We start from the raw sequence: 21700 nt of genomic DNA on the forward strand, positions 1-21700 counted from the left end.
GGCGCTCCCCGCGGTCACCGGTGTCCGGTGGTCCGCGTGGCTTCGGTGAGGGAGCACCCGAGCCGGTACGGCAGTACAGGGGTGATGGGGCTCACCTCCTCGTATCCCGTGGCCGGGCCCGTCCGCGGCCGGACGGCCACCCTACTAGAGCGTCTCCCACGGGGTCGAGCATGATCATTGTGCGGGCACCGGCGGTCACCCCGTACGGTTGACCGCGGAACATTTCCCGCCCGCGCGGGCTTCATACCAGTCGTAGTCCTCAGCAGTCCTCAGCAGTCCTCAGCAGTCGTCGTAACGGAACACCGATCACGTGAACATCACCCGAGGCTTCACCGGCCGCCCCCGTGTGGACAATCCCGGTCTGCCGCCCGGCCAGTACGACGCGGGTGACGCCTGGCCCGTGCTGTCCGCCGAGGTCACCCCGGACATCGCGCCCGCCGACTGGACCTTCCGCATCGACGGACTGGTGGCCGAGCCCCGCACCTGGGACTGGGAGCAGGCGCACCAGCTGCCGGCCTCGGCGTACGAAGGCGCCATCCACTGCGTGACGAGCTGGTCGAAGTTCGGTGTGCGGTTCGGCGGGGTGTCCCTGGACGCCTTCCTGGACCAGGTGCGCCCCCTGGAGTCGGCCACCCATGTCGTCGCCTACTCGCACACCGGTTACACCACCAACCTCCCGCTCGCGGACGTCACCGGCGGGCGGGCCTGGATCGCCTGGGAGTACGACGGCCGGCCGCTGCCCGCGGAGCACGGCGGGCCGGCGCGGCTGCTGGTGCCGCATCTGTACTTCTGGAAGAGCGCCAAGTGGATCGCGGGTCTGCGGCTGCTGGACCATGACGAGCCGGGGTTCTGGGAGAGCAACGGCTATCACGAGCGCGGCAATCCGTGGAAGGAGCAGCGGTACTCCGGTGACTGACAGCCTGATCCGGCCGACGGGCACGTCGAAGAAGTTCGGGACGGGACGTTTCGTGCCGCCCGTGCGGTTCGCGGTGCCCGGACGGATCGGGGTGAGCGAGCAGGAAGCCTCGGTGTGGCGTACGGCCACCCTGACCGAGATCCGGCGCGAGACCCCGCGGGTGGCCACGTTCCGGTTCGCGGTGCCCGGGTGGCCCGGACATGTGCCCGGCCAGCATCTGATGCTGCGGCTGACCGCCGCGGACGGCTATGTGGCCCAGCGCCACTACTCGATCGCCTCCGCGCCGGACGACTCCGGGCACATCGAGCTGACCCTGGATCATGTGGCCGACGGCGAGGTCTCGGGCTGGTTCCACACCGTGGCCAGGGTCGGTGACCAGGTCGAACTGCGGGGCCCGCTCAGCGGCTTCTTCGCCTGGCCGGGCGACCGGCCCGCCCTGCTGATCGGGGCGGGGTCCGGTGTGGTCCCCCTGATGTCGATGGTCCGGCACCACCGGGCCCGGGGCCTGTCCCTTCCGCTGCGGATGCTGGTCTCGGCCCGCAGTCCCGAGGACCTCATCTACGCACGGGAGTTGGGCCCGGAGACCACGGCCGTCTTCACCCGGAGCGCTCCCCCGGGCGTGCCGGTGGGCCGGATGACGTCCGCCCATGTCGAGCCGCTGCTCGCCGAGCAGCCTCCCGGCGGGTGGGAGGCCTATGTGTGCGGCTCCAACTCCTTCGCCGAGCACGCCTCGAGGCTGCTGGTCGAAGCCGGGCAGCCCGTGGACCGCATCCGCATCGAGCGCTTCGGCTGACCTTCCGCTCGGCCGGCCTCGTACGCCCTGCCACGCTCCGAGGAGCCTCGTAAGCCCTCCCCCGCTCCGGTCTCGTACGCCTCTCCCTCGCTCGGCGTCGTACGCCCTTCCCGCCAGGGCCCCGTTTCGTCGGCGCGCGTCGGGGCACCCCGCACCGGGGAACGTGCGACGGCGAGGGAGGGCCAGATGCGACCCCCGGTGCGCAACCGGCAGGTGTGGAGCAGTCCGCTGCGGCGCCGCTCGGACGTGGCGGAGGCCTGGACGGTACTGGCCGTGGCGGTCCTGCTGTGCGTGGGAGCGCCCCTGGCGGGCCTCGCCGCGGGCTGGTGGGCGTACGAGGACACGCGGGCGGCGGTGACGGAGCAGCAGGCCGAGCGGCACCGGGTCCGTGCCGAGGTGGTGGGCGGACCCGCCACGTTCCGATCGCAGGGCAGCGGGCAGCAGGCGTTCCGGGCCACCGTGCGCTGGACCGAACCGGCACAGGGACCGCGCACCACCACCGCCCGGGTCGCGCCCGGAGTGCGGGAGGGCGACCGGGTCGTGATCTGGGTGGACACCCGGGGTCGCGCCGTGCCGCCGCCCGCCGGCAACGCCTCGGTCTGGCAGCACACCGTAGGCATCGGCGGCTGGGCCGCGGGGGCCACGGCCGCCGCCGTCCTCCTGGCGCAGCGCGCCGTACGGGGCGTCGCGATGCGCCGGCGGCTCGCGGAGTGGGAGCGGGACTGGGCGCTCACGGAGCCGCGCTGGACGCAGCGCGAAGCATGATCGCCGACCCCCTGGAGGCGCCTCGGACGCCTCACGTACGGTGAGGCCGCCGGACACTTCCTCCTCACAAGGCGGTCCCGTATGGCTCTGTTCGACCTTCCCCTCGACGAACTGCGCGAGTACCGCAGCGCGTCCACGGTCCCCGACGACTTCGACGCCTTCTGGGCCAAGACGCTGGCGGAGGCGCGCGAGTACGACCTGGACGCCCGTTTCGAGCCGGTCGACACGGGTCTGTCCACGGTGGAGGTCTTCGATGTGACGTTCGCCGGCTTCGGCGGCCACCCCGTCAAGGGCTGGCTGACGCTGCCCGCCGGGGCTGACGCCCCGCTGGCGCTGGTGGTGGAGTTCATCGGCTACGGCGGCGGCCGTGGATTGCCGCACGAGCATCTGCTGTGGGCGTCCACGGGGCGGGCGCACTTCGTGATGGACACCCGCGGGCAGGGCAGCGAATGGGGCGCGGGAGGCAGCACCGCCGATCCGGTGGGCGGGGCTCCCGCCTACCCCGGCTTCATGACCCGCGGGATCGACGCACCGCAGAACTACTACTACCGCCGGGTGTTCACGGACGCCGTGCGGGCGGTGGAGGCGGCCCGTTCGCACCCGCTGACCGACGCGTCACGCACGGTGGCGATCGGCAGCAGCCAGGGCGGCGGCATCGCGCTGGCGGTGGGCGGGCTCATCCCGGATCTGGCGGGCGTGGCCCCTGACGTGCCGTTCCTGTGCGACTTCCCGCGCGCCACGACCCTGACGGACCGTCAACCGTACCGGGAGATCGGCCTCTACCTCCGCACGCACCGAGGGCGTACGGAGGAGACGATGCGCACGCTGTCCTACTTCGACGGTGTGCACTTCGCCGCCCGCGGCCGGGCGCCCGCGCTGTTCTCGGCCGCACTGGAGGACGAGACCTGCCCGCCCTCGACGGTGTTCGCGGCCTTCAACGCCTGGGCCCACGAGGACAAGAGGATCGAGGTGTACGAGTTCAACGACCACGAGGGCGGCGGGCCGTACCAGGAGGCGGTGAAGCTGCGCTGGATGAGCGCCTGCGCCTGAGCCACCCGCCGACTGCCCGAGAGCTGCCAGGGTCCTGTTTCGGCCGAACTGCCCGACCACCCTTCCCTGTTGGTTTAGACCACTGGTAGTTGTGGTGGCGCAATGAGCCCGCACGGCTACGGAACGTCACCACACAGGAGGCGCGGCATGGCCCGCTCCACCCCGCACGTCTCAGCGCTCACCGATGGGGAGCCCCGCTATCTGCGGATCGCGAGCAGGCTGCTGGGCGAACTGCGCGACGGCACGGTTCCGCCAGGCGAACGGCTACCAGGTGAACGGCAGTTGGCCGAGCACTTCGGGGTCAGCCGGGAGACGGTACGGCAGGCCCTCGAGGTACTGCGCCGCGAGGGCCTGGTCGCCACGGACCGGCGGGGCAGTCACGCCACCCTGCCGGGGCTGCCGGTGGAGACACCGGCCTCGCTCACCTTCCCCGTCGGGGCGCGCAGCGCCGACCGGGGCGCTATCGCCCGGGCGACCCTGGTGTGGGAGCCTCCCCCGGCCGGCCATGCGGAGCCCCTGGGACTGGCGCCGGACCGTCCGACACTGGTGCACCGCTACTGGTCGGCCTCGGCCGACGGGCGGGAGGTGCGTATGGCCGTGTCGTCGTTCTCGGCCGTGGCGCTGTCCGAGGTGGAGGAGCTGGCCCGCTACCGGGACCGGGCCGACGGCAGGTCCGCCGCGGAGCTGCGCCGCGCCTACGACTGGATGCGGCGCGCGGGCCTGACCCTGCATCACCGGGACACCATCACCCGGATCGCCGACGCACCTTCGGTCCGGGTCATGCGGCGGGTGCACGACCAGTACGACCGCCCGCTGGAGCTGACCGAGCTGATCGTCGACGCCCAGCAGGACGCTCTCGTCTACGAGTTCACTCTGCCGGCTGCGGTCTGAACCCGAGGCGTCCGGCGGCCCCCGGGTCCTCCTCCAGTCCCTCTCCGGGGTTCAACGGTCCTGCGGGCGGGTGGCCACGACCAGGCGCACCCTGGGACTGCCGTCCGCCCGCCGGCCGAACTCCGGCAGCGGCTGGAGCCGCACCCGGAAGCCGGCCCCGGACAGTTCCCGGCCGAGGGCGCTGAAGGGCATCGTCCGGTAGTACATGACGAAAGGCGGCCGCCACACGGCGTTGCGCACCCGCATCACCGCGTCGAAGCCGAGCAGCATCCAGTACGCCGCCGAGCCCGGCCGGGCGGGGGCGGCCACCGGGAAGACGAAGCGGCCGCCCGGCCGCAGCACCGAGCGGACCTGGGCGAACAGCTGCGGCCGCTCGCTGGGCAGGAAGTGGCCGAACGCGCCGAAGCTGACCACGAGGTCGAAGGCGGGGCCGAACGGCAGGGCGCGGGCGTCCGCCCGTACCAGGTCGACCGGCGGCCCCGCGCCCCGGACGCGCCGCCGTGCGACCGCGAGCATCCCGGCACTGAAGTCGGCACCGGTGACCCGCTCCCGGCACACGCGTCGCAGCACTCCGATGCCCGCCCCGGTGCCGCAGCACAGGTCGAGGCCGGTGCCGAACGGCCCCATCCGGTGCAGCGCGGACGCGGTGGCGTCCAGCACGGTTTCGGGCGTGCGGAAGGGGGTGGCGTCGAACTTGGGGGCGAGCAGGTCGTAGCCGCGCTCGACGGAGGACAGGGCCTGGACGGCGAGCTCACGCAGGCTGGGGCCTTCGGGGCTGAACATCCCGTCAGCTTAGAGCGGCGCGGCTGCGCAGCACCGAGAGCACCCGCTCGCACCAGCGCAGGTTCTCCTCCTCGAAGGCGATGCCGCCCATCAGCGTGAGATACGGCCCGATCCGGTCGGCCTGGCGCAGATACTCCTCCTCGGTGCGCCCGCCCAGCAGGCGCTCCCGCACCCGGGCGTAGCGGTCGAGCTTGGCGCGCGCCCAGGTCGCGCGCTCCTCGACGAGGGCCCGGGTCGCCTCGGGGTCGACACCGTCCATGGCCTGGATCTTGATCATGAGTTCGTCGCGGATGGCGGTGGGCCTCTTCGGCGGTGCCGCGGCGAAGGTCTCCAGGTCCCTGCGGCCGGTCTCGGTCAAGGAGAACATCCGCTTGTCGGGCCGCCGCTCCTGCCGTACCACGCGCGCCTGGACCAGACCGTCCCGCTCCAGCCGTTCCAGCTCGCGGTAGAGCTGCTGCGGGGTGGAGGCCCAGAAGTTGGCGAACGAGACGTCGAAGAGCTTGGACAGCTCGTAGCCCGAGGCCTCGCCCTCCAGCAGGGCGGCGAGGACGGCGTACTTGAGGGACATGTGGACACGGTAGCAGCGGGCGACTATTCTCATCCGCACCTATTCAATTTGTTGACTATGGGAGCCGCGATGAAGGCATTCCGAGAGGCCATCGAGGCACGCGACCTGGACGCCGCCGAGGCGCTGCTGGCCGAGGACGTCGTCTTCACCAGCCCCGTCGTGTTCAAGCCGTACACCGGCAAGGCGATGACCGCGGCGATCCTGCGCGGGGTGGCCCGGGTGTTCGAGGACTTCCGCTACGTCCGGGAGATCAACGACGCCTCGGGCCGCGACTACGCCCTCGTCTTCACCGCCCGCGTGGGCGACCGCACCGTCGAGGGCTGCGACTTCCTCCACCTCGGCGAGAACGGCCTCATCGACGAGTTCACCGTGATGGTGCGCCCCCTGTCGGGAGCCCAGGCACTCGCGGAGGCCATGGGCGCCCAGTTCGAGCGCATCGCCAACGAGGCACGGGAACGCTCGGCCTGACACCTCCCCACTCGCGCCGGAGTGTGGCATCCGGGTGCTCGCGGGACGCGTTCGGCCGGGGCAGCGGGCTGTCTCGGGGGGCCGTTTCTACGTTTGCGGTATGACTATCGGACTTGCTTCGCGGGCTGCCGTGTCCACCTGTGTGCTGTGCACGGCGGGCCTGCTGGTGCTCGCGCCCGCCGCGGCGAGTACGGCCGCGGACTCCGGGCCGTCACCGGGCTCCGCCCCGCGGGCCACGAAGGCGGCGCCCGCCAAGCTGCTGTACCGGCGCGGAACGCAGGTGCGCCCGCACCGCAAGGCGCCCGAGCTTCCCGAACTGTCGGCCAGGGCATGGCTGGTGGCCGACGCCCGCAGCGGCGATGTGCTCGCCGCGCGCAACGCCCACCGCAAGCTGCCGCCCGCCAGCACGCTGAAGACGCTGTTCGCCCTCACCGTGCTGCCGTCCCTGCCGGCCGGCATCCGGCACACCGTCAGCGAGAAGGAGCTGCGCGGCATCGGACCGGGCAGCAGCCTGGTCGGCGTGGCGGAGGATCGCACGTATCGGGTGGCCGACCTCTGGAACGGGGTGTTCCTGAACTCCGGCAACGACGCCGTGCATGTGCTGGCCGCGCTCAACGGCGGTTGGCGGGTCACGGCCGAGCGGATGGAGGCCAAGGCCCGTGCGCTGGGCGCCCGCGACACCTGGGTGAAGTCACCGGACGGGTACGACACGCCCGGTCAGGTGTCCTCCGCCTTCGACCTGGCGGTGTTCGGCCGGGCGGGGCTGAAGAACCCCGAATTCGCCCGCTACTGCAAGAAGCGCTTCGCCCTCTTCCCGGCCCGCGACGGCAGCAGCAGCTACCCCATCCGCAACACCAACCGGCTGCTCACCGGCGCGGACGACGTGGAGCCCTACAAGGGGCTGATCGGCATCAAGAACGGCTACACCAGCCACGCCGGGCACACCCTGGTGGCGGCGGCACGCCGGGACGGGCGCACCCTCGTGGCGACCGTGATGAACCCTCAGGAGGGCGGGGCGCACGCCGTGTATGAGGAGGCCAGGGAGCTGCTGGACTGGGGCTTCGCGGCGGCGGGGCGGGTCGATCCGGTGGGGTCGCTGGACGCGCTGCGCGACAAGCCGCTGACGGGACCCGAGGCGGGGCCCGGTCCGGCTCGGGCGGGCGCCCTGGACGACGGGGGGCGCGTCGGGGCGGCCTGGGCCGTGGCGGGCGCCGCGCTGCTCGGCGGGGCGGTGGTGGGGGTGTCCCTGCGGCTCGCCTGGGGGCCGGTGCCGTCGGACTGACGACGCGACAAATGCTCACATGACCAGAAGGGCGGGGTCAGAACACCGACAGGCCCGTCAGGGTGGTGAAGCGGTCCAGGGCCGCCACCCCGGCAACGGAGTTGCCCCGCTCGTCCAGGCCCGGGCTCCACACGCACAGCGTGCACCGGCCGGGGACGACGGCGATGATGCCGCCGCCGACGCCGCTCTTGCCGGGCAGGCCCACCCGGTAGGCGAAGTCTCCGGCCGCGTCGTAGGTGCCGCAGGTCAGCATGATGGCGTTGACCTGCTTGGCCTGGCTGCGGGTGAGCAGCCGGGTGCCGTCGGCGCGGATGCCGTGCCGGGCGAGGAAGGATGCGGCCAGCGCCAGGTCGGCGCAGGAGGCGGCGACGGAGCACTGCCGGAAGTACTGCTCGAGCAGGACCGGCACCGGGTTGTCGATGTTGCCGTAGGACGCCATGAAGTGGGCCAGGGCGGCGTTCCGGTCCCCGTGCGCGGACTCGGAGGCGGCGACCTCCTCGTCGAAGCCGAGCTGCGGGTTGCCGCTCTCGGCGCGCAGGAAGGCGAGCAGTTCGCCGGCCGCGTCGCCACTGCGGGTGTGCAGCCGGTCGGTGACGACGAGCGCGCCGGCGTTGATGAACGGGTTGCGCGGGATGCCGTCCTCGTACTCCAGCTGCACCAGGGAGTTGAAGCGGTTGCCGGAGGGCTCGCGGCCCACGTGCTCCCACAGATCGTCGCCCTCTCGGGCCAGGTCCAGGGCGAGGGTGAACACCTTGGTGACGGACTGCGCCGAGAACGGCTCCCGCCAGTCCCCCACCCCGTACACGGTGCCGTCCAGTTCGGCGACGGTCATGCCGAAGCTGCGCGGGTCGCGGGCGGCGAGCGCGGGGATGTAGTCGGCGGGCCGGCCGCGGCCGGGGGTCCGCTCGATCTCCTCGGCGATGCGCTCCAGGACCGGCCCGAAGCTCGTCGACGACATCGTCATGACGGCTGTTCTCCGTTCCGGCCCGCCGGGCCCGGTGGCCCTTGGGCGGCATGCGGGGGGCGTACTCAGATGAGGCTCGGACGCGGGCTCAGACGTGGGCGGCTGCCGGTGGGGAGAGCGCGGGCACCGGACGAATGGCGCCGACCGGGCGGCCCCCGCCGAGCAAGGGCTGCCCCGCGAAGGCGGCGAGCGAGTCCGGGTCCACCCCGGCGCGGACCAGCGCGGCGGCGGCGACGGGGACGCGGGCCCGGTCGGCGCCGTCGGCTATCTTCACGGCGACCGCGCGGCCGTCGGGCAGGGCGGCCACCTGCACGCCCTCGAAGCCGTCCTTGGCGAGCAGCCCGGGCACGGCCCGCATCAGCGCGGCCACGTCCCGCCCGGCGCCGGAGGCCATCTCCGGGTGCTGCCGCATCGCGTCGGCGACCCGGGCCTCGGGGGTGCCGGGCGCGGCGGTGGCGATCCGCGCTGCGGCGCGGGCGAGTCCGTGCAGGGAGACGGAGAACAGCGGCGCCCCGCAGCCGTCGACGGTCACCTGGGCGATGCGCTGCCCGGTGAGGTCCTCGACGGTCTCGGCCACCATCTGCTGGAGCGGGTGCGCGGGGTCGAGGTAGTCGTCCAGGGGCCAGCCGTTGAGGACGCAGGTGTGGAGCATGGCCGCGTGCTTGCCGGAGCAGTTCTGGGCGAGCCGGGAGGGCGCCCGGCCCTCGCGGACCCAGGTGTCCCGCACGTCCGCGCCGAACGGCAGGTCCGGCACGTTGCGCAGGTGCCGCTCGGTGAGCCCGGCGGCCACCAGGATGCGCCGCGTTCCCGCGAGGTGGCGTTCCTCGCCGGAGTGGCTGGCGGCGGCGAGGGACAGCAGCTCGCCGTCGAGCGGGAGGCCGGCCCGCACCATCGCCGCGGCCTGCAGCGGCTTGACCGCCGACCGCGGATGGAAGGCGGCCTCGGGGTCGCCCAGCCGGAACTGCGGCTCGCCGTCGGGGCCGAGGACGACGACGGAGCCGTAGTGGACGCCCTCCACCAGCCCGCCGCGGACGAGGTGGGCGACGGGGGCGTGGAAGGGCTCGCGGACCGGGGGTGCGTCCGCGGGGAGGGTGCTGTGGTGCATCACTGCCTGCTGCTCGTGGGTCGGGACGGCACCGGGCGCGCACGGCGCACGATGTCGGCGAGAGTGCTCTCGACGCGGTCGAGATGGTGGGTCATGGCTCCGGTCGCATCCTGCTCCGAGCCGGCGATCAGGGCCTGGAGGATGGCCCGGTGCTCCCGGTCGGACTGCTCGCGGCGGCCGCCCAGCTCGTTGAGGAACGCGGACTGGCGGGCCAGTGCGTCCCGCAGCTCCTCGATGACCCGGCGGAACACCGGGTTCTGGGACGCCTCGGCCACGGCCAGGTGGAAGCGGGTGTCCATGGCGACCCAGGCGGTGGTGTCCGTCTCCCGTTCCATGCGTTCCAGCAGGGCGGAGAGACGGTCCAGGTCGTCCTGGGTGCGGCGCAGGGCGGCGTAGCCGGCCACCGGGATCTCCACATGGCGGCGCACCTCCAGCAGGTCCCCCGCCGAGTAGTCGCCGAATGTGGGATCGGCCACGGCGTCGGCGACCACGAAGGTGCCCCTGCCGGTGCGGGACACGGTCAGGCCCATGGTCTGCAGTGCCCGAAGCGCCTCGCGCAGCACGGGCCGGGAGACCTCGAGGGTGCGGCAGAGCTCCGCCTCGGAGGGGAGCTTGTCGCCGATGGCGTACTCGCCGCGTTCGATGGCGCCGCGCAGGTGGGCGAGCACCGCCTCCATCGCGCTGACGCGGCGCGGGCCGGGCACCCCGCCTGTCTGGCTGTCTGACAGGTTCACGGAAGCGATGGTGCGGTCGCGGGGCCGCCGCTGTCAATCGGGGGCGCTCAGGACCAGATCCCCGGCGCCAGTGCCAGGCCGGCGCAGGCGGCGCCGAGACCGGCCAGCACGCTCCCGGCGACGTTGGCGGCCGCCCGGCTCCGGGCGCCGGTCTCGATCAGCCGCAGGGTCTCCCAGGAGAAGGTCGAGTACGTGGTGAGCGCCCCGCACAGCCCGGTCCCGAGCAGCAGCGCGAGCCGGGAGCCCGCGGCGCCCGCGACCACCGCGCCGGTGAGCAGCCCGAGCACGAGGCTGCCCGCGACGTTCACGGTGAAGGTGCCCCAGGGGAAGCCGGAGGTGTGCCGGGACTGCACGGCGCGGTCGGTGAGGTAGCGCAGCGGGGCCCCGATCATGGCACCGGTGACGACGAGCAGCCAGGTCGTCAACGCCCGGCCCCTTTGAGCATGCCCCGGGTCGCCTGTGCCGCGAGCCACACGGCGGTGAGCGCGGCCAGCGGGGTCGCGACGAGGTAGGTGAGTGCGGTGCGGGCGTGCCCTTCGGCGAGGAGCCGGGCGGTGTCCACGGTGTAGGTGGAGAAGGTGGTGAAGCCACCGAGGACGCCGGTGCCGAGGAACGGGCGGAGCAGCGGGTGGTGGGTCCGGCGGGCCTCGGTGAGGAGCACCATCAGAACGCCGATCAGCGCGCATCCCGCGATGTTGACCCACAGGGTGGTCCAGGGAAATCCGTGGGCCGGCGTCGGCCAGTGCACGGCGGCCGCGTGGCGCGCCGCGGCCCCCGCTCCCCCGCCGAGAGCGACGGCGGCCACGGTGCGTGCCTGGAGGGGGCCTGCGGTGCGGGTCGCGCCGGTGGGGCGGGCCGGGGCCTTCGTGAGGGTCACGGTCGTACGTCTCCTACTCGCGGGGCGGCCCGGACGCACGGGCGCGCGCTGTGGCAAGCAGGGACCGTTGGCGGCGCTCGTGCCGCGGTTCGGGTACGGCGGGCCCCACCGCCGCGCCGCGGGCAACGCGCCCACGGCCGCGGACCAGGGTAGCGCGGCGGACGACGTGACTTTGCGGACGCCCCCTGGGCCCGAGCCGGGCCCGCCCCTACCAGCCCTTCTCGAAGTGGCGGGCCACGTCGGCGATGCGGACCTCGTCGCGCCGGTAGTGCACGCGGCCGCCGATCGGGGTGGCGTGCAGCAGGCCGATGGCGGTGAGGAGGCGGAGGTGGGTGAGGGCGACCGGGTGGGTGAGCCCGAACCGGGTGGCGACGGCCTCCGCGGTGACGCCGGTCTCGGCGAGGGCGGGCTCTCGCAGCCACGCCAGGATGCGCATGCGGGTCGTGTCGACGGGGGCCTTGAGCATGTCGTCCACCTCCGCCCGGGCGTCCTTCTCTCCGGGCCCCTCCACTGTCCCGCAGCCCCGCCCTCCGCGTCCCGCTTGTCGGGCAGCTTGTCCGGGAGAAGCGCAAATACTTCCTCAACTCCCCTGGCGGGCAGGCCGGTTGAGGGGTGAAGCAGCCGGCGCCTCCGAGGGCCGGGCGGACCGGCCTCGATGCGCGTTCATTCAAAGTAGAACGAGTGTTACCGTTCGAATATGGCAGCGCACACCACCGGCATGCGGCTCGAGGAGCGGTGGCGGGAGATCCTCGCGGTCCACGCCCGCACCCTGGGCGAGATCGACCGCGCGCTGCACCCGTACGGGCTGGGCTCCTCGGACTTCGAGGTGCTGGACCTGCTGGTGGCCGCGACGCCCGAGGAGGGCGAGCAGTGCCGGGTGCAGAACCTGGTGGGCCGGGTGCATCTGAGCCAGAGCGCGCTGTCCCGGCTGATCGCCCGCCTGGAGAAGGACGGCCTGGTCACCCGCAGTATGTGTGCGGAGGACCGGCGCGGAGTCTATGTGTCCCTTACGCCGAAGGGGCGCGCGCTGCACGCGGAGGTGCTCCCCCTGCAGCGCGCTGCCCTGGCCCGCGCGCTGGGCGACGGGGCCTGACGGCGGCGGACGCGGATACAGTCAGCCCTGGGGGCGGGCCAGCAGGGTGCGCACTCCCTCCGAGGTGAGGGTCAGACGGTGTTCCGAGCTGCCGTCGATGGTCAGGGACAGGTCGTCGGCCGGCCACTGCGCGGCCAGCGCGCCGAGCGGCACCAGACGGTAGCGGGAGACGAAGGGCAGCAGCCCGGCCATCTCCAGCTCCGAGGTGAAGACGGGCACCACCTGTGCGCCGCCGGGCTGCTCCAGCACCGGCAGGGCGACCGCGCCGGGGTCGGCGGCCTCGTCGTCGGCGGCGTCGTCGGGCACGGGGATCAGGACGTCACTGCTGGCCAGGGCGTCCAGAGCCGCCGCGTTCTCGGTGTCCTCGGCGAGGGCGTCCAGAGCCTGCTGGGCGGGCGTCGGGGCGTTGTTCTCGGGTGCGGGAGTTTCCATGGTGTTTTCCCAGGTTGCGGCGGTTGTGCGGTCCGCCCGGGACATGATCCGCCCCGGGCACGGTGCTGCACGCGTACCCGATCACCCGGGCCGCAATCCTGCTGCTTCCCCGATGAGTCATCGATGAGTCGCAAGCCTGCTCGCCGGCCGGATAGAGACCCCCGCGGGAGCCCCGCGCCCGCATGGCTATCATATGAGCGCCGTCTAGCTCGAAAGATGATCCAGTGACTGTCAACGAAGACTCGTTCACCAATTGGAAGCACCGCGAGGAGATCGCGGAGTCGATGATCCCGATCATCGGGAAGCTGCACCGCGAGCGGGACGTCACCGTCCTGCTGCACAGCCGCTCCTTGGTGAACAAGTCGGTGGTCAGCATCCTCAAGGCCCATCGTTTCGCCCGGCAGATCACCGGCCGGGAGCTCTCGGTCACCGAGACGCTGCCGTTCCTCCAGGCGCTCACCACGCTCGACCTCGGCCCCTCCCAGATCGACATCGGCATGCTCGCCGCGACCTACAAGACGGACGACCGCGGGCTGTCCGTCGAGGCGTTCACCGCCGAGGCCGTCGCCGGCGCCACCGGCGCCAACAAGATCGAGCGCGGCGAGGGCCGCGACGTCGTCCTCTACGGCTTCGGCCGCATCGGCCGGCTCGTCGCCCGGCTGCTCATCGAGAAGGCCGGCTCGGGCAACGGGCTGCGGCTGCGCGCCATCGTGGTCCGCGGCGGCGGCGAGCAGGACATCGTCAAGCGAGCCTCGCTGCTGCGCCGTGACTCCATCCACGGCCAGTTCCAGGGCACCATCACCGTCGACGAGGCGAACAGCACCATCGTCGCCAACGGCAACGAGATCAAGGTGATCTACGCCGACGACCCGAAGAAGGTCGACTACACGGCGTACGGCATCAAGAACGCCATCCTCATCGACAACACCGGCAAGTGGCGCGACCGCGAGGGCCTGTCCCAGCACCTGCGTCCCGGCATCGACAAGGTGGTGCTGACCGCGCCGGGCAAGGGCGACGTCCCCAACATCGTGCACGGCGTCAACCACGACACCATCAAGCCGGACGAGCAGATCCTGTCCTGCGCCTCCTGCACCACCAACGCCATCGTCCCGCCGCTGAAGGCGATGGACGACGAGTTCGGCGTGCTGCGCGGACACGTGGAGACCGTCCACTCGTTCACCAACGACCAGAACCTGCTGGACAACTACCACAAGTCCGAGCGCCGCGGCCGCAGCGCGCCGCTCAACATGGTCATCACCGAGACCGGCGCCGCCTCCGCCGTCGCCAAGGCGCTGCCCGACCTCAAGGCGAGGATCACCGGCAGCTCGATCCGCGTCCCGGTCCCGGACGTCTCGATCGCCATCCTCAACCTCCAGCTGGCCCGGGAGACCGACCGCCAGGAGGTCCTGGACTACCTGCGCGACGTGTCGCTGACCTCGCCGCTGCGCCGCCAGATCGACTTCATCAGCGCCCCCGACGCGGTCTCCAGCGACTTCATCGGCTCCCGCCACGCCTCGATCGTGGACGCCGGAGCGCTGAAGGTCGACGGCGACAACGCCATCCTCTACCTCTGGTACGACAACGAGTTCGGCTACTCCTGCCAGGTCGTCCGGGTCGTGCAGTACGTCTCCGGGGTGGAGTACCCGACCTACCCGGCCCCGGCGCCCTGACGGTGCCGAAGGCGGCACTACCGCCGGTAAGAGGGGCAGATCGGTAACGATCGTCCGCTATGGGTTGCCCGGTCCCGAAGGGTTCCTAGTCTGCGGGCATGCCCCTCTTCAGCAGTCGTACCGCCAAGCGTCCCCGTATCACCCCCGCGCTCGACGACGCCGTGCTGGCGCGCGTTCTGCGGCAGTTGAGCAAACGGGGCGGCGACAGCCGGGCGGTGGACGTGGCCATCGTCTCCACGGTGCTGGAGCAGACCGGCGCCGACTGGGACCGCCGCGACCACCGGGTGTCCGTCCTGGCCGAGGCGACCGCCGACACGGCGATCTCCTCGGCCTGGGTGGACCAGGAGCCGGACAGCGCCGACGCGCTGGTGTTCCACAGCAGGGTCGCCCTGGTGCGGGGACTGCGTGAGCGGCAGATGCGGGACGTGCGGCAGGTGGTGCAGGACTGCCGCCGGGCGAGCGAGCTGGACCCCGCGGACCCGCTGCCCTGGGTGACACTGCTCGGCGTGGCACGGATCGAGCGGTACGCGCAGCGCGATGTGAACGCCATCTGGCGGGAGGCCACCGCCCGCGACCGCTGGCACCGCGAGGCGTATCTGCAGATGATCTCCTACCTCTCGCCGGAGGAGGGCGGATCGAGCGCGGCCGTCCTGGACTTCCTGGACGTGGTCCGCGAGCACATACCGGCCAACGCTCCGTGCGCCGCCGTCGAACTGACGGCTGCGGTGCGGCAGTACCAGGGCCTGCTGGTCCAGGGCGGGGTGCGGGCCATGACGGCCGGTCAGCTGTGGTCCGGCGGTCGGCCGGCCGCCGCGCTCGACCAGGCCGCCGCGCTGTGGCCCAAGCCGGGCTTCTTCCAGCACGCGGGCGCGCTGGCCGACCTCAACATGCTGGCCTACGCGCTGTGCGCGGCGGGGCGGGCCGCGGACGCGCACCCGGTGTTCCAGGTGCTGCAGGGCACGGTCACCGCGTGGCCCTGGCAGGCCGAGGGGGACCCGGTCCAGGTGTTCGAGCAGTACCGGGACAAGGCGGAACGCGGACGGCAGGGCCGGCTCGGCACGGCCTGACCCCGCTCTGCCGGATCAGGTCCGGTGGCCTGACGGCGCACCCTGCCGTGTCACCACCCACGCAAACGAGCGGCACACCTGGTGCCGCTCGTTTCTCGCAGGTCAGGCTCCCCGCAGGCCGGGTCAGGTGCGCGCGAGGATCGCCTGCACCGCCTCGCGCAGGGTCCGCAGCGGATCGGGGGTGCGGTGCTCGGAGCGCCAGGCGACGAAGCCGTCGGGGCGGACCAGGACCGCGCCGTCCTCGCCGACCCCGTGGGCCCGCGCCCAGTCCTGGTCGCCCTCGGGAACCAGGTCCGCCTCGGCACCGCGCCCGATGCGGTGGGAGTCCAGCGGCGCGTTCAGCTCCTTGGCGACCTGCTTGGCCGCGGTGTGCCAGGCGAAGCCCGCGTCCGCGGAGCTGAGCAGCACCGGGTGCCGTTCGTACAGGTCGAGGGTGGAGATCCGCTCGCCGGCCCGCTCCAGCCACAGGTGCGGGGCCCGGCTGCCCGGCGCGCCGTCCAGCACCAGCGCGTCGGGGACGACGGGGGACGCCGGGTCGGTGCCCAGCACCGCGCCGCGCGGATAGCGGTAGCCCAGGGCCACGTTGAGGATGCCGCCCCGCGCGCCGCGCTTGCCCGCGCCTTCGGCGGGGGTGTAGCCAGGGTGGCTGTGCTCGACGGAGCGGGTGGAGGCGCGGGCGCTGGTCGCCTCGGCGACCGGCCGGCGTTCGGTGTCGTAGGAGGCGAGCAGTCCGGGCCCGGCCCAGCCGCCCAGCACGGCGGCCAGCTTCCAGGCGAGGTTGTGCGCGTCCTGGATGCCGGTGTTGGAGCCGAACGCCCCGGTGGGCGACATCTCGTGGGCCGAGTCGCCGGCCAGGAAGACCCTGCCGTCGGCGTAGCGTTCCGCGACGCGTTCGGCGGCGTGCCAGGCGGCCCGGCCGGTGATGGTGACGTCCAGGCCGGGCGCCCCGACGGCCCGCCGGATGTGGTCGGCGCACCGCTCGTCGGTGAACTCCTCCAGCAGCTCGCCGCGTTCGGGGTGCCAGGGCGCGTGGAACACCCAGTGCCGCTGGTTGTCCACCGGCAGCAGCGCCCCGTCGGCCTCCGGGTTGGTCAGGTAGCAGACGATGAACCGGCGGTCGCCGACGACGTCGGCCAGGTCCTTCGAGGTGAAGGTGACGCTGACGTTGTGGAAGAGGTCGCCGGGGCCGGTCTGGCCGATGCCGAGCCGCTCCCGGACCGGGCTGCGGGGGCCGTCGGCGGCGACCAGGTAGTCGGCGCGGATGGTGGTGTGCTCGCCGGTCTCCCGGCTCTTGACCAGCGCCGTCACCCCGTCGGCGTCCTGCTCGAAGGACATCATCTCGGTGGCGAACCTGAGGTCGCCGCCGAGTTCGCGGGCGCTCGCCAGCAGCACCGGCTCCAGGTCGTTCTGGCTGCACAGGCACCAGGCGGTGGGGCTGAAGCGGGCGAGCCCGCCGCCGGGGTCGATCTCCCGGAACAGCCACTCCCCCGCGTCACCCACCAGGGTCGGGGTCTGCAGGATGCCGTGGTTGTCCGCCAGCACGCTGGCCGCCCGGTGGATGCGTCCCTCGACACCGGCGGTCCGGAACACCTCCATGGTGCGGACGTTGTTGCCGCGTCCGCGGGGGTGGATCGAGGTGCCCGCGTGCCGCTCCACGAGGATGTGCGGCACGCCGAGGCGCCCCAGGAACAGGGACATGGACAGGCCCACCAGTGAGCCGCCGACGATGAGCACGGGCGTGCGGTGAGCGTCGCCGGCCTCTTCCACTCGGTTCATTGAAACGCCTCCAGCGTCGCACGCGACGGGCTGTGGGAAGGGGACGCACATTGCATGCCCGGTGCGGGCCCCTTCGTGTCGGGGCGGCACCCGGTTGGCACACGGTTCACCCACTCGCCCCGTGGCGCTCGCGCACCCCGCGGAGCCCGCCGACCATCGACACATGGCGACCCCGGCCCTTCGGACACCGCGGTCGTTCCTGACCTTCCGTGACGAACATCCGCAAAGGACTTGTGCACGGACTTCCATGAGAATGAGGAGAGGTGCGCCGGATGACCATGTCGGGACGCATATCCCAGTCGGCCTTCGACGGTTCGCGGCTGCGGGTGATCCTGCTGCTCGACCTGTACGAGGGAGCTCAGGAGGAGTTCCTCGAGGCCTACGAGCACATGCGCAACAAGGTCGCGTCCGTCCCCGGACACATCAGTGACCAGCTCTGCCAGTCGATAGAGAACCCCTCGCAGTGGCTGATCACCAGCGAGTGGGAGAGCGCCCCGCCGTTCCTCGCCTGGGTGAACAGCGAGGAGCACGTGGAGACCGTACGGCCGATGCACAACTGCGTCCGGGACACCCGCTCGATGCGCTACAGCATCCTGCGCGAGACGCTCCCCGAACGGCCCCTCGCCCCCGAGCGGGCGCGGGACGGTCTGCAGGCCGCGGTCCGGGTCGGCGACGGGGTGGCCCGCCACGCGCTCACCTTCACCGTCAAGCCCGGTTCGGAGTCCAAGGTCGCCGAGCTGCTGGCCGGCTACCAGTCCCCCAAGGCGCAGGTCGACGAGACCACCCGGCTGCGCCGCACCTCCCTGTTCATGCACGGCAACCGGGTCGTGCGCGCCGTGGAGGTCGAAGGCGACCTGCTGGCGGCGCTGCGCCATGTGGCGCGCCAGCCCGAGGTACGGGCGGTCGAGGAGGCCATCAACCCGTATCTCGAGCAGGACCGCGATCTCACCGACCCCGACTCCGCGCGGGTGTTCTTCACCCGTGCCGCGCTCCCGGCCGTGCACCACGTGGTGCAGGGCCGCCCGGAGCCCGCCGGTCTGCGCCGGCACATGCTGTACTACCCGGCCGTCTCCGGCCGCGGCATGGAACTGGCCCGGTTCCTCGCCCACCAGGACGAGGCCGCGGCCGAGGACCCGGACAGCCCGGTGTACGCCAGCACCGTCTTCCAGCGCGACGACATCGTGGTCCGCCTGGTGGACGTCACCCGCGACCTGGACCTCGACATCCCGGCCGCTCTCGGCATCAAGGGCCCCGGCAAGGCGGCCGAGCTCCAGCGGCTGCTGGACGGCGCCGCCATCGGCGTCGAGGGCTCCCTCGACTCGGAGCGCACCCTCAACCGGCTCCTGTCGCACGCCGACATGATGCCCGTCACCGACCGCAGCTCGGCGGAGGCCTGACGGTCAACCGCGGTGGCGTCCGCGGCCTTCGCGGCGCCCGGACGTCACCGGCACACCCGGAGGTATCAACCATGTCCAAGCAGCATCCACGCATCGTGGACCTGAGCGAGACGGAACCCAACCGACGGCGCGGAGGTGACCTCAGGACCCTGCTCACCCCGGCCACGGTGGGCTCCACCAGCGGCTTCATGGGTCTGGCGATCGTCCAGCCCGGTGAGCGGATCGCCGAGCACTACCACCCGTACTCCGAGGAGTTCGTGTTCGTGGTGAACGGGCAGCTCGAGGTCGACCTGGACGGCGAGCCGTATCCGCTCCGCGCCGACCAGGGTCTGATGATCCCCGTCGACATGCGGCACCGCTTCCGCAACGTCGGCGGCACCGAGGCCCGGATGGTGTTCCACCTCGGTCCGCTGGCCCCGCATCCGAGTCTCGGCCATGTGGACACCGAGGAGAACGAGAGCGCCGAGGCGGGACCGCAGCTGACGGTCGGCGGGCCGGAGCGCGGCCGGCCGTCCGAGCCGAGCGGGGCCATAAAATGACCCGCCGAGTGGCCGTCACCGGTGTCGGTGTGGTCGCTCCCGGCGGCATCGGGGCGACGGCCTTCTGGGACCTGCTCTCGGCCGGCCGCACCGCCACCCGCGGCATCACCCTGTTCGACCCGGCCGGACTGCGCTCGCGCATAGCCGCCGAGTGCGACTTCGCCCCCTTCGAGCACGGCCTGGACGCCGAGCTGTGCCAGCACGCGGACCGGTACATCCAGTTCGCCGTGGTGGCGGCCCGCGAGGCGGTGCGCGACTCGGGGATCGACACCACCGCCGAGGACCCCTGGCGCACCGCGGTGTCGCTGGGCAGCGCGGTCGGCGGCACCACCCGGCTGGAGCACGACTACGTCCTGGTCAGCGAGCACGGCCGGCGCTGGGACGTGGACCACGAGAAGGCGGACCCGAAGCTGCATCTGGCGTTCTCGCCGAGCACGCTCGCCTCGGTGGTCGCCGAGCAGTTCGGCGCCAAGGGCCCGGTGCAGACGGTCTCCACCGGCTGCACCTCGGGTCTGGACGCGGTCGGCTACGCCTTCCACATCATCGCCGAGGGCCGGGCGGACGTGTGCATCGCGGGCGCCTCGGACTCGCCGATATCCCCGATCACCATGGCGTGCTTCGACGCCATCAAGGCGACGTCGCCCAACAACGACGACCCCGAGCACGCCTCCCGCCCCTTCGACGCCCACCGCGACGGTTTCGTGATGGGTGAGGGAGCGGCGGTGCTGGTCCTGGAGGAGTACGAGCACGCGCGGGCCCGAGGGGCCGAGATCTACTGCGAGCTCAGCGGCTACGCCACCTACGGCAACGCCTACCACATGACCGGTCTGACCAGCGAGGGGCTGGAGATGGCCCGGGCGATCGACACCACGCTCGACCAGGCCCGGATCGACCCCACGCAGATCGACTACGTCAACGCGCACGGCTCGGGCACCCGGCAGAACGACCGGCACGAGACGGCCGCGGTGAAGCGGTCCCTGGGCGCACACGCCTACGACACACCCATGAGCTCCATCAAGTCGATGGTGGGGCACTCGCTGGGCGCGATCGGCGCGATCGAGGTGGTCGCGTGCGTCCTCGCCATGAAGCACCAGGTGGTGCCGCCGACGGCGAACTACGAGACCCCCGACCCGGAGTGCGACCTGGACTATGTGCCGCGCACCGCGCGCCCCCGGAAGCTCGAGCATGTGCTCTCCGTCGGCAGCGGCTTCGGCGGCTTCCAGTCCGCGGTGCTGCTCGTCGGGCCGGGCGGGAGGACACCATGAGCACTCAGCGCTCCGGGCGCGCCGCCATCACCGGTATCGGGGTGATCGCGCCCAACGGACAGCGCACGGACGCGTACTGGAAATCCGTGCGCGAAGGTCTCAGCGTGCTGGACCGCATCACCCGCGAGGGCTGCGGGCACATGCCGCTCCAGGTGGCGGGCGAGGTACAGGGCTTTGACCCGTCGGCGCTCATCGAGGACAGGTTCCTGGTGCAGACCGACCGGTTCAGCCACTTCGCGATGGCCGCCGCCGCCCTCGCGCTGGACGACGCCGGCCTCGGCAGCGGCCCGGCCGAGCCGTTCTCCGTCGGCGTGGTCACCGCCGCGGGCAGCGGCGGCGGCGAGTTCGGCCAGCGGGAGCTGCAGAAGCTGTGGGGTCAGGGGTCGAAGTTCGTGGGCCCCTACCAGTCGATCGCCTGGTTCTACGCGGCGAGCACCGGCCAGATCTCCATCCGGGGCGGCTTCAAGGGGCCGTGCGGGGTGGTGGCCAGCGACGAGGCGGGCGGTCTGGACTCCCTCGCGCACGCGGCGCGGGCGGTGCGCCGCGGCACCGACACCATGCTGGTCGGTGCGGCGGAGGCGCCCCTCGCCCCGTACTCGATGGTGTGCCAGCTCGGCTACCCCGAGCTGAGCACCGTCGCCGAACCGGACCGCGCCTACCGCCCGTTCACCTCCTCGGCCTGCGGCTTCGTGCCGGCGGAGGGCGGTGCGCTGCTGGTCGTCGAGGACGAGCGCAAAGCCCGGGAGCGCGGGGTGCCGGTGCGGGCCACGCTGGCCGGGCACGCCGCCACCTTCACCAGCGCGGCCCGCTGGACCGACTCACGCGAGGGGCTGGCCCGTGCGATCCGCGGCGCCCTCGACGAGGCGGGCTGCGCGCCCGAGGAGATCGACGTGGTCTTCGCCGACGCGATGGGCGTGCCGGAGGCGGACCGCGCCGAGGCGCTGGCGATCGGCGACGCGCTCGGCGGACACGGCCGGCGGGTGCCGGTCACCGCGCCGAAGACCGGCATCGGCCGGGCCTACTGCGCGGCGCCGGTGCTGGACACGGTGGCCGCGGTGCTCGCCATGGAACACGGTCAGGTGCCGCCCACGCCCAACGTGTTCGACGTCTGCCACGACCTCGATCTCGTGACGGAGCGCGCTCGCACCGCCGAGCTGCGCACGGCCCTGGTCCTCAGCCGGGGACTGATGGGCTCCAACGCGGCGCTGGTCGTGCGCCGCGGTGGCGAATCCGCCCGGTAGGACCGGGCGGGGAAGGAGCAGATC

Annotated in this window: 24 protein-coding genes; 14 read left to right on the top strand and 10 right to left on the bottom strand. The window is 72.7% G+C overall.

Annotated elements, in window-relative coordinates:
* The first annotated feature begins 310 nt into the window (after positions 1 to 310).
* From ABD198_RS00195 to ABD198_RS00215, 5 genes are all read left to right on the top strand, one after another.
* A complete protein-coding gene (locus ABD198_RS00195; RefSeq protein WP_343997190.1) occupies positions 311 to 916 on the top strand; it encodes a sulfite oxidase-like oxidoreductase in 606 nt (201 codons plus the stop codon).
* A gap of 73 nt (positions 917 to 989) precedes the next feature.
* Positions 990 to 1709, top strand: coding sequence for a ferredoxin reductase (locus ABD198_RS00200; protein ID WP_343997336.1), 720 nt, complete (start codon positions 990 to 992; stop codon positions 1707 to 1709).
* 186 nt (positions 1710 to 1895) lie between these two features.
* Positions 1896 to 2474 carry an Rv1733c family protein gene (locus tag ABD198_RS00205; protein ID WP_343997191.1) on the top strand — a complete coding sequence of 193 codons (579 nt, stop codon included), beginning with the start codon at positions 1896 to 1898 and terminating at the stop codon, positions 2472 to 2474.
* A gap of 81 nt (positions 2475 to 2555) precedes the next feature.
* The gene (locus ABD198_RS00210; RefSeq protein ID WP_343997192.1) at positions 2556 to 3524 is read left to right on the top strand and encodes an acetylxylan esterase; all 969 of its coding nucleotides are present in this window, start codon (positions 2556 to 2558) and stop codon (positions 3522 to 3524) included.
* Positions 3525 to 3671: 147 nt separating this feature from the next.
* A complete protein-coding gene (locus tag ABD198_RS00215; RefSeq protein WP_343997193.1) occupies positions 3672 to 4415 on the top strand; it encodes a GntR family transcriptional regulator in 744 nt (247 codons plus the stop codon).
* Between the two features lie 51 nt (positions 4416 to 4466).
* Here ABD198_RS00215 and ABD198_RS00220 read toward each other — a convergent pair whose 3' ends face one another.
* Both ABD198_RS00220 and ABD198_RS00225 read right to left on the bottom strand, forming a co-directional pair.
* On the bottom strand, positions 4467 to 5198 hold the full coding sequence (locus ABD198_RS00220; RefSeq protein WP_343997194.1) for a class I SAM-dependent methyltransferase: 732 nt from the start codon (positions 5196 to 5198) through the stop codon (positions 4467 to 4469).
* A 4-nt stretch (positions 5199 to 5202) separates the two neighbouring features.
* Complete coding sequence (locus tag ABD198_RS00225; RefSeq protein ID WP_343997195.1) at positions 5203 to 5766, bottom strand: PadR family transcriptional regulator; 564 nt, start codon at positions 5764 to 5766, stop codon at positions 5203 to 5205.
* Positions 5767 to 5835: 69 nt separating this feature from the next.
* On the opposite strand from ABD198_RS00225, the gene ABD198_RS00230 reads away from it, so the two are divergent.
* Both ABD198_RS00230 and ABD198_RS00235 read left to right on the top strand, forming a co-directional pair.
* Positions 5836 to 6234 (top strand): nuclear transport factor 2 family protein, encoded by a 399-nt coding sequence (locus ABD198_RS00230; RefSeq protein ID WP_343997196.1) that lies wholly within the window; start codon positions 5836 to 5838, stop codon positions 6232 to 6234.
* A 100-nt stretch (positions 6235 to 6334) separates the two neighbouring features.
* Positions 6335 to 7516 (top strand): D-alanyl-D-alanine carboxypeptidase family protein, encoded by a 1182-nt coding sequence (locus ABD198_RS00235; RefSeq protein ID WP_343997197.1) that lies wholly within the window; start codon positions 6335 to 6337, stop codon positions 7514 to 7516.
* A 37-nt stretch (positions 7517 to 7553) separates the two neighbouring features.
* Here ABD198_RS00235 and ABD198_RS00240 read toward each other — a convergent pair whose 3' ends face one another.
* The 6 genes from ABD198_RS00240 to ABD198_RS00265 all read right to left on the bottom strand — a co-directional run bounded on the left by ABD198_RS00240 (position 7554) and on the right by ABD198_RS00265 (position 11662).
* Entirely contained in the window at positions 7554 to 8480 is a 927-nt protein-coding gene (locus tag ABD198_RS00240; RefSeq protein WP_425580387.1) for a glutaminase, read from the bottom strand.
* 88 nt (positions 8481 to 8568) lie between these two features.
* The gene (locus ABD198_RS00245; protein ID WP_343997198.1) at positions 8569 to 9585 is read right to left on the bottom strand and encodes an asparaginase; all 1017 of its coding nucleotides are present in this window, start codon (positions 9583 to 9585) and stop codon (positions 8569 to 8571) included.
* A complete protein-coding gene (locus ABD198_RS00250; RefSeq protein WP_343997199.1) occupies positions 9585 to 10319 on the bottom strand; it encodes a FadR/GntR family transcriptional regulator in 735 nt (244 codons plus the stop codon). Before ABD198_RS00250 ends, ABD198_RS00245 begins: the two co-directional genes overlap by 1 nt.
* A 47-nt stretch (positions 10320 to 10366) precedes the next feature.
* Positions 10367 to 10744 carry a fluoride efflux transporter CrcB gene (gene crcB, locus ABD198_RS00255; protein WP_343997200.1) on the bottom strand — a complete coding sequence of 126 codons (378 nt, stop codon included), beginning with the start codon at positions 10742 to 10744 and terminating at the stop codon, positions 10367 to 10369.
* Complete coding sequence (crcB, locus tag ABD198_RS00260; RefSeq protein ID WP_343997201.1) at positions 10741 to 11196, bottom strand: fluoride efflux transporter CrcB; 456 nt, start codon at positions 11194 to 11196, stop codon at positions 10741 to 10743. The genes crcB (ABD198_RS00255) and crcB (ABD198_RS00260) overlap by 4 nt, the downstream gene beginning before the upstream one ends.
* A 208-nt stretch (positions 11197 to 11404) precedes the next feature.
* Positions 11405 to 11662, bottom strand: coding sequence for an ArsR/SmtB family transcription factor (locus ABD198_RS00265; protein ID WP_343997202.1), 258 nt, complete (start codon positions 11660 to 11662; stop codon positions 11405 to 11407).
* A 231-nt stretch (positions 11663 to 11893) separates the two neighbouring features.
* Between ABD198_RS00265 and ABD198_RS00270 the strand changes: the two genes are divergently transcribed.
* On the top strand, positions 11894 to 12289 hold the full coding sequence (locus ABD198_RS00270; RefSeq protein WP_343997203.1) for a MarR family winged helix-turn-helix transcriptional regulator: 396 nt from the start codon (positions 11894 to 11896) through the stop codon (positions 12287 to 12289).
* A gap of 21 nt (positions 12290 to 12310) precedes the next feature.
* Here the strand turns inward: ABD198_RS00270 and ABD198_RS00275 are convergent, their stop codons facing one another.
* Complete coding sequence (locus ABD198_RS00275) at positions 12311 to 12721, bottom strand: SseB family protein (protein ID WP_343997204.1); 411 nt, start codon at positions 12719 to 12721, stop codon at positions 12311 to 12313.
* Between the two features lie 224 nt (positions 12722 to 12945).
* Between ABD198_RS00275 and ABD198_RS00280 the strand changes: the two genes are divergently transcribed.
* Positions 12946 to 14391, top strand: coding sequence for a glyceraldehyde-3-phosphate dehydrogenase (locus ABD198_RS00280; protein ID WP_343997205.1), 1446 nt, complete (start codon positions 12946 to 12948; stop codon positions 14389 to 14391).
* A 98-nt stretch (positions 14392 to 14489) separates the two neighbouring features.
* A complete protein-coding gene (locus tag ABD198_RS00285) occupies positions 14490 to 15458 on the top strand; it encodes a hypothetical protein (protein ID WP_343997206.1) in 969 nt (322 codons plus the stop codon).
* A 123-nt stretch (positions 15459 to 15581) separates the two neighbouring features.
* On the opposite strand, the gene ABD198_RS00290 is transcribed toward ABD198_RS00285, so the two are convergent.
* Positions 15582 to 17234, bottom strand: coding sequence for an FAD-dependent oxidoreductase (locus ABD198_RS00290; protein WP_343997207.1), 1653 nt, complete (start codon positions 17232 to 17234; stop codon positions 15582 to 15584).
* A 272-nt stretch (positions 17235 to 17506) separates the two neighbouring features.
* Here ABD198_RS00290 and ABD198_RS00295 point away from each other — a divergent pair, with 272 nt between their 5' ends.
* The 4 genes from ABD198_RS00295 (at position 17507) to ABD198_RS00310 (ending at position 21676) form a co-directional block, all read left to right on the top strand.
* Positions 17507 to 18631: a SchA/CurD-like domain-containing protein gene (locus tag ABD198_RS00295; protein WP_343997208.1), complete on the top strand. Its 1125-nt coding sequence runs from the start codon at positions 17507 to 17509 to the stop codon at positions 18629 to 18631.
* A gap of 71 nt (positions 18632 to 18702) precedes the next feature.
* Positions 18703 to 19170, top strand: a complete 468-nt coding sequence (locus tag ABD198_RS00300) for a cupin domain-containing protein (RefSeq protein WP_343997209.1) — start codon at positions 18703 to 18705, stop codon at positions 19168 to 19170.
* Entirely contained in the window at positions 19167 to 20435 is a 1269-nt protein-coding gene (locus tag ABD198_RS00305) for a beta-ketoacyl-[acyl-carrier-protein] synthase family protein (protein ID WP_343997210.1), read from the top strand. Before ABD198_RS00300 ends, ABD198_RS00305 begins: the two co-directional genes overlap by 4 nt.
* On the top strand, positions 20432 to 21676 hold the full coding sequence (locus ABD198_RS00310; protein WP_343997211.1) for a ketosynthase chain-length factor: 1245 nt from the start codon (positions 20432 to 20434) through the stop codon (positions 21674 to 21676). The genes ABD198_RS00305 and ABD198_RS00310 overlap by 4 nt, the downstream gene beginning before the upstream one ends.
* Positions 21677 to 21700: the final 24 nt, after the last annotated feature.

It is taken from the genome of Streptomyces thermocarboxydovorans (assembly GCF_039524635.1).
Lineage (GTDB): Bacteria > Actinomycetota > Actinomycetes > Streptomycetales > Streptomycetaceae > Streptomyces > Streptomyces thermocarboxydovorans.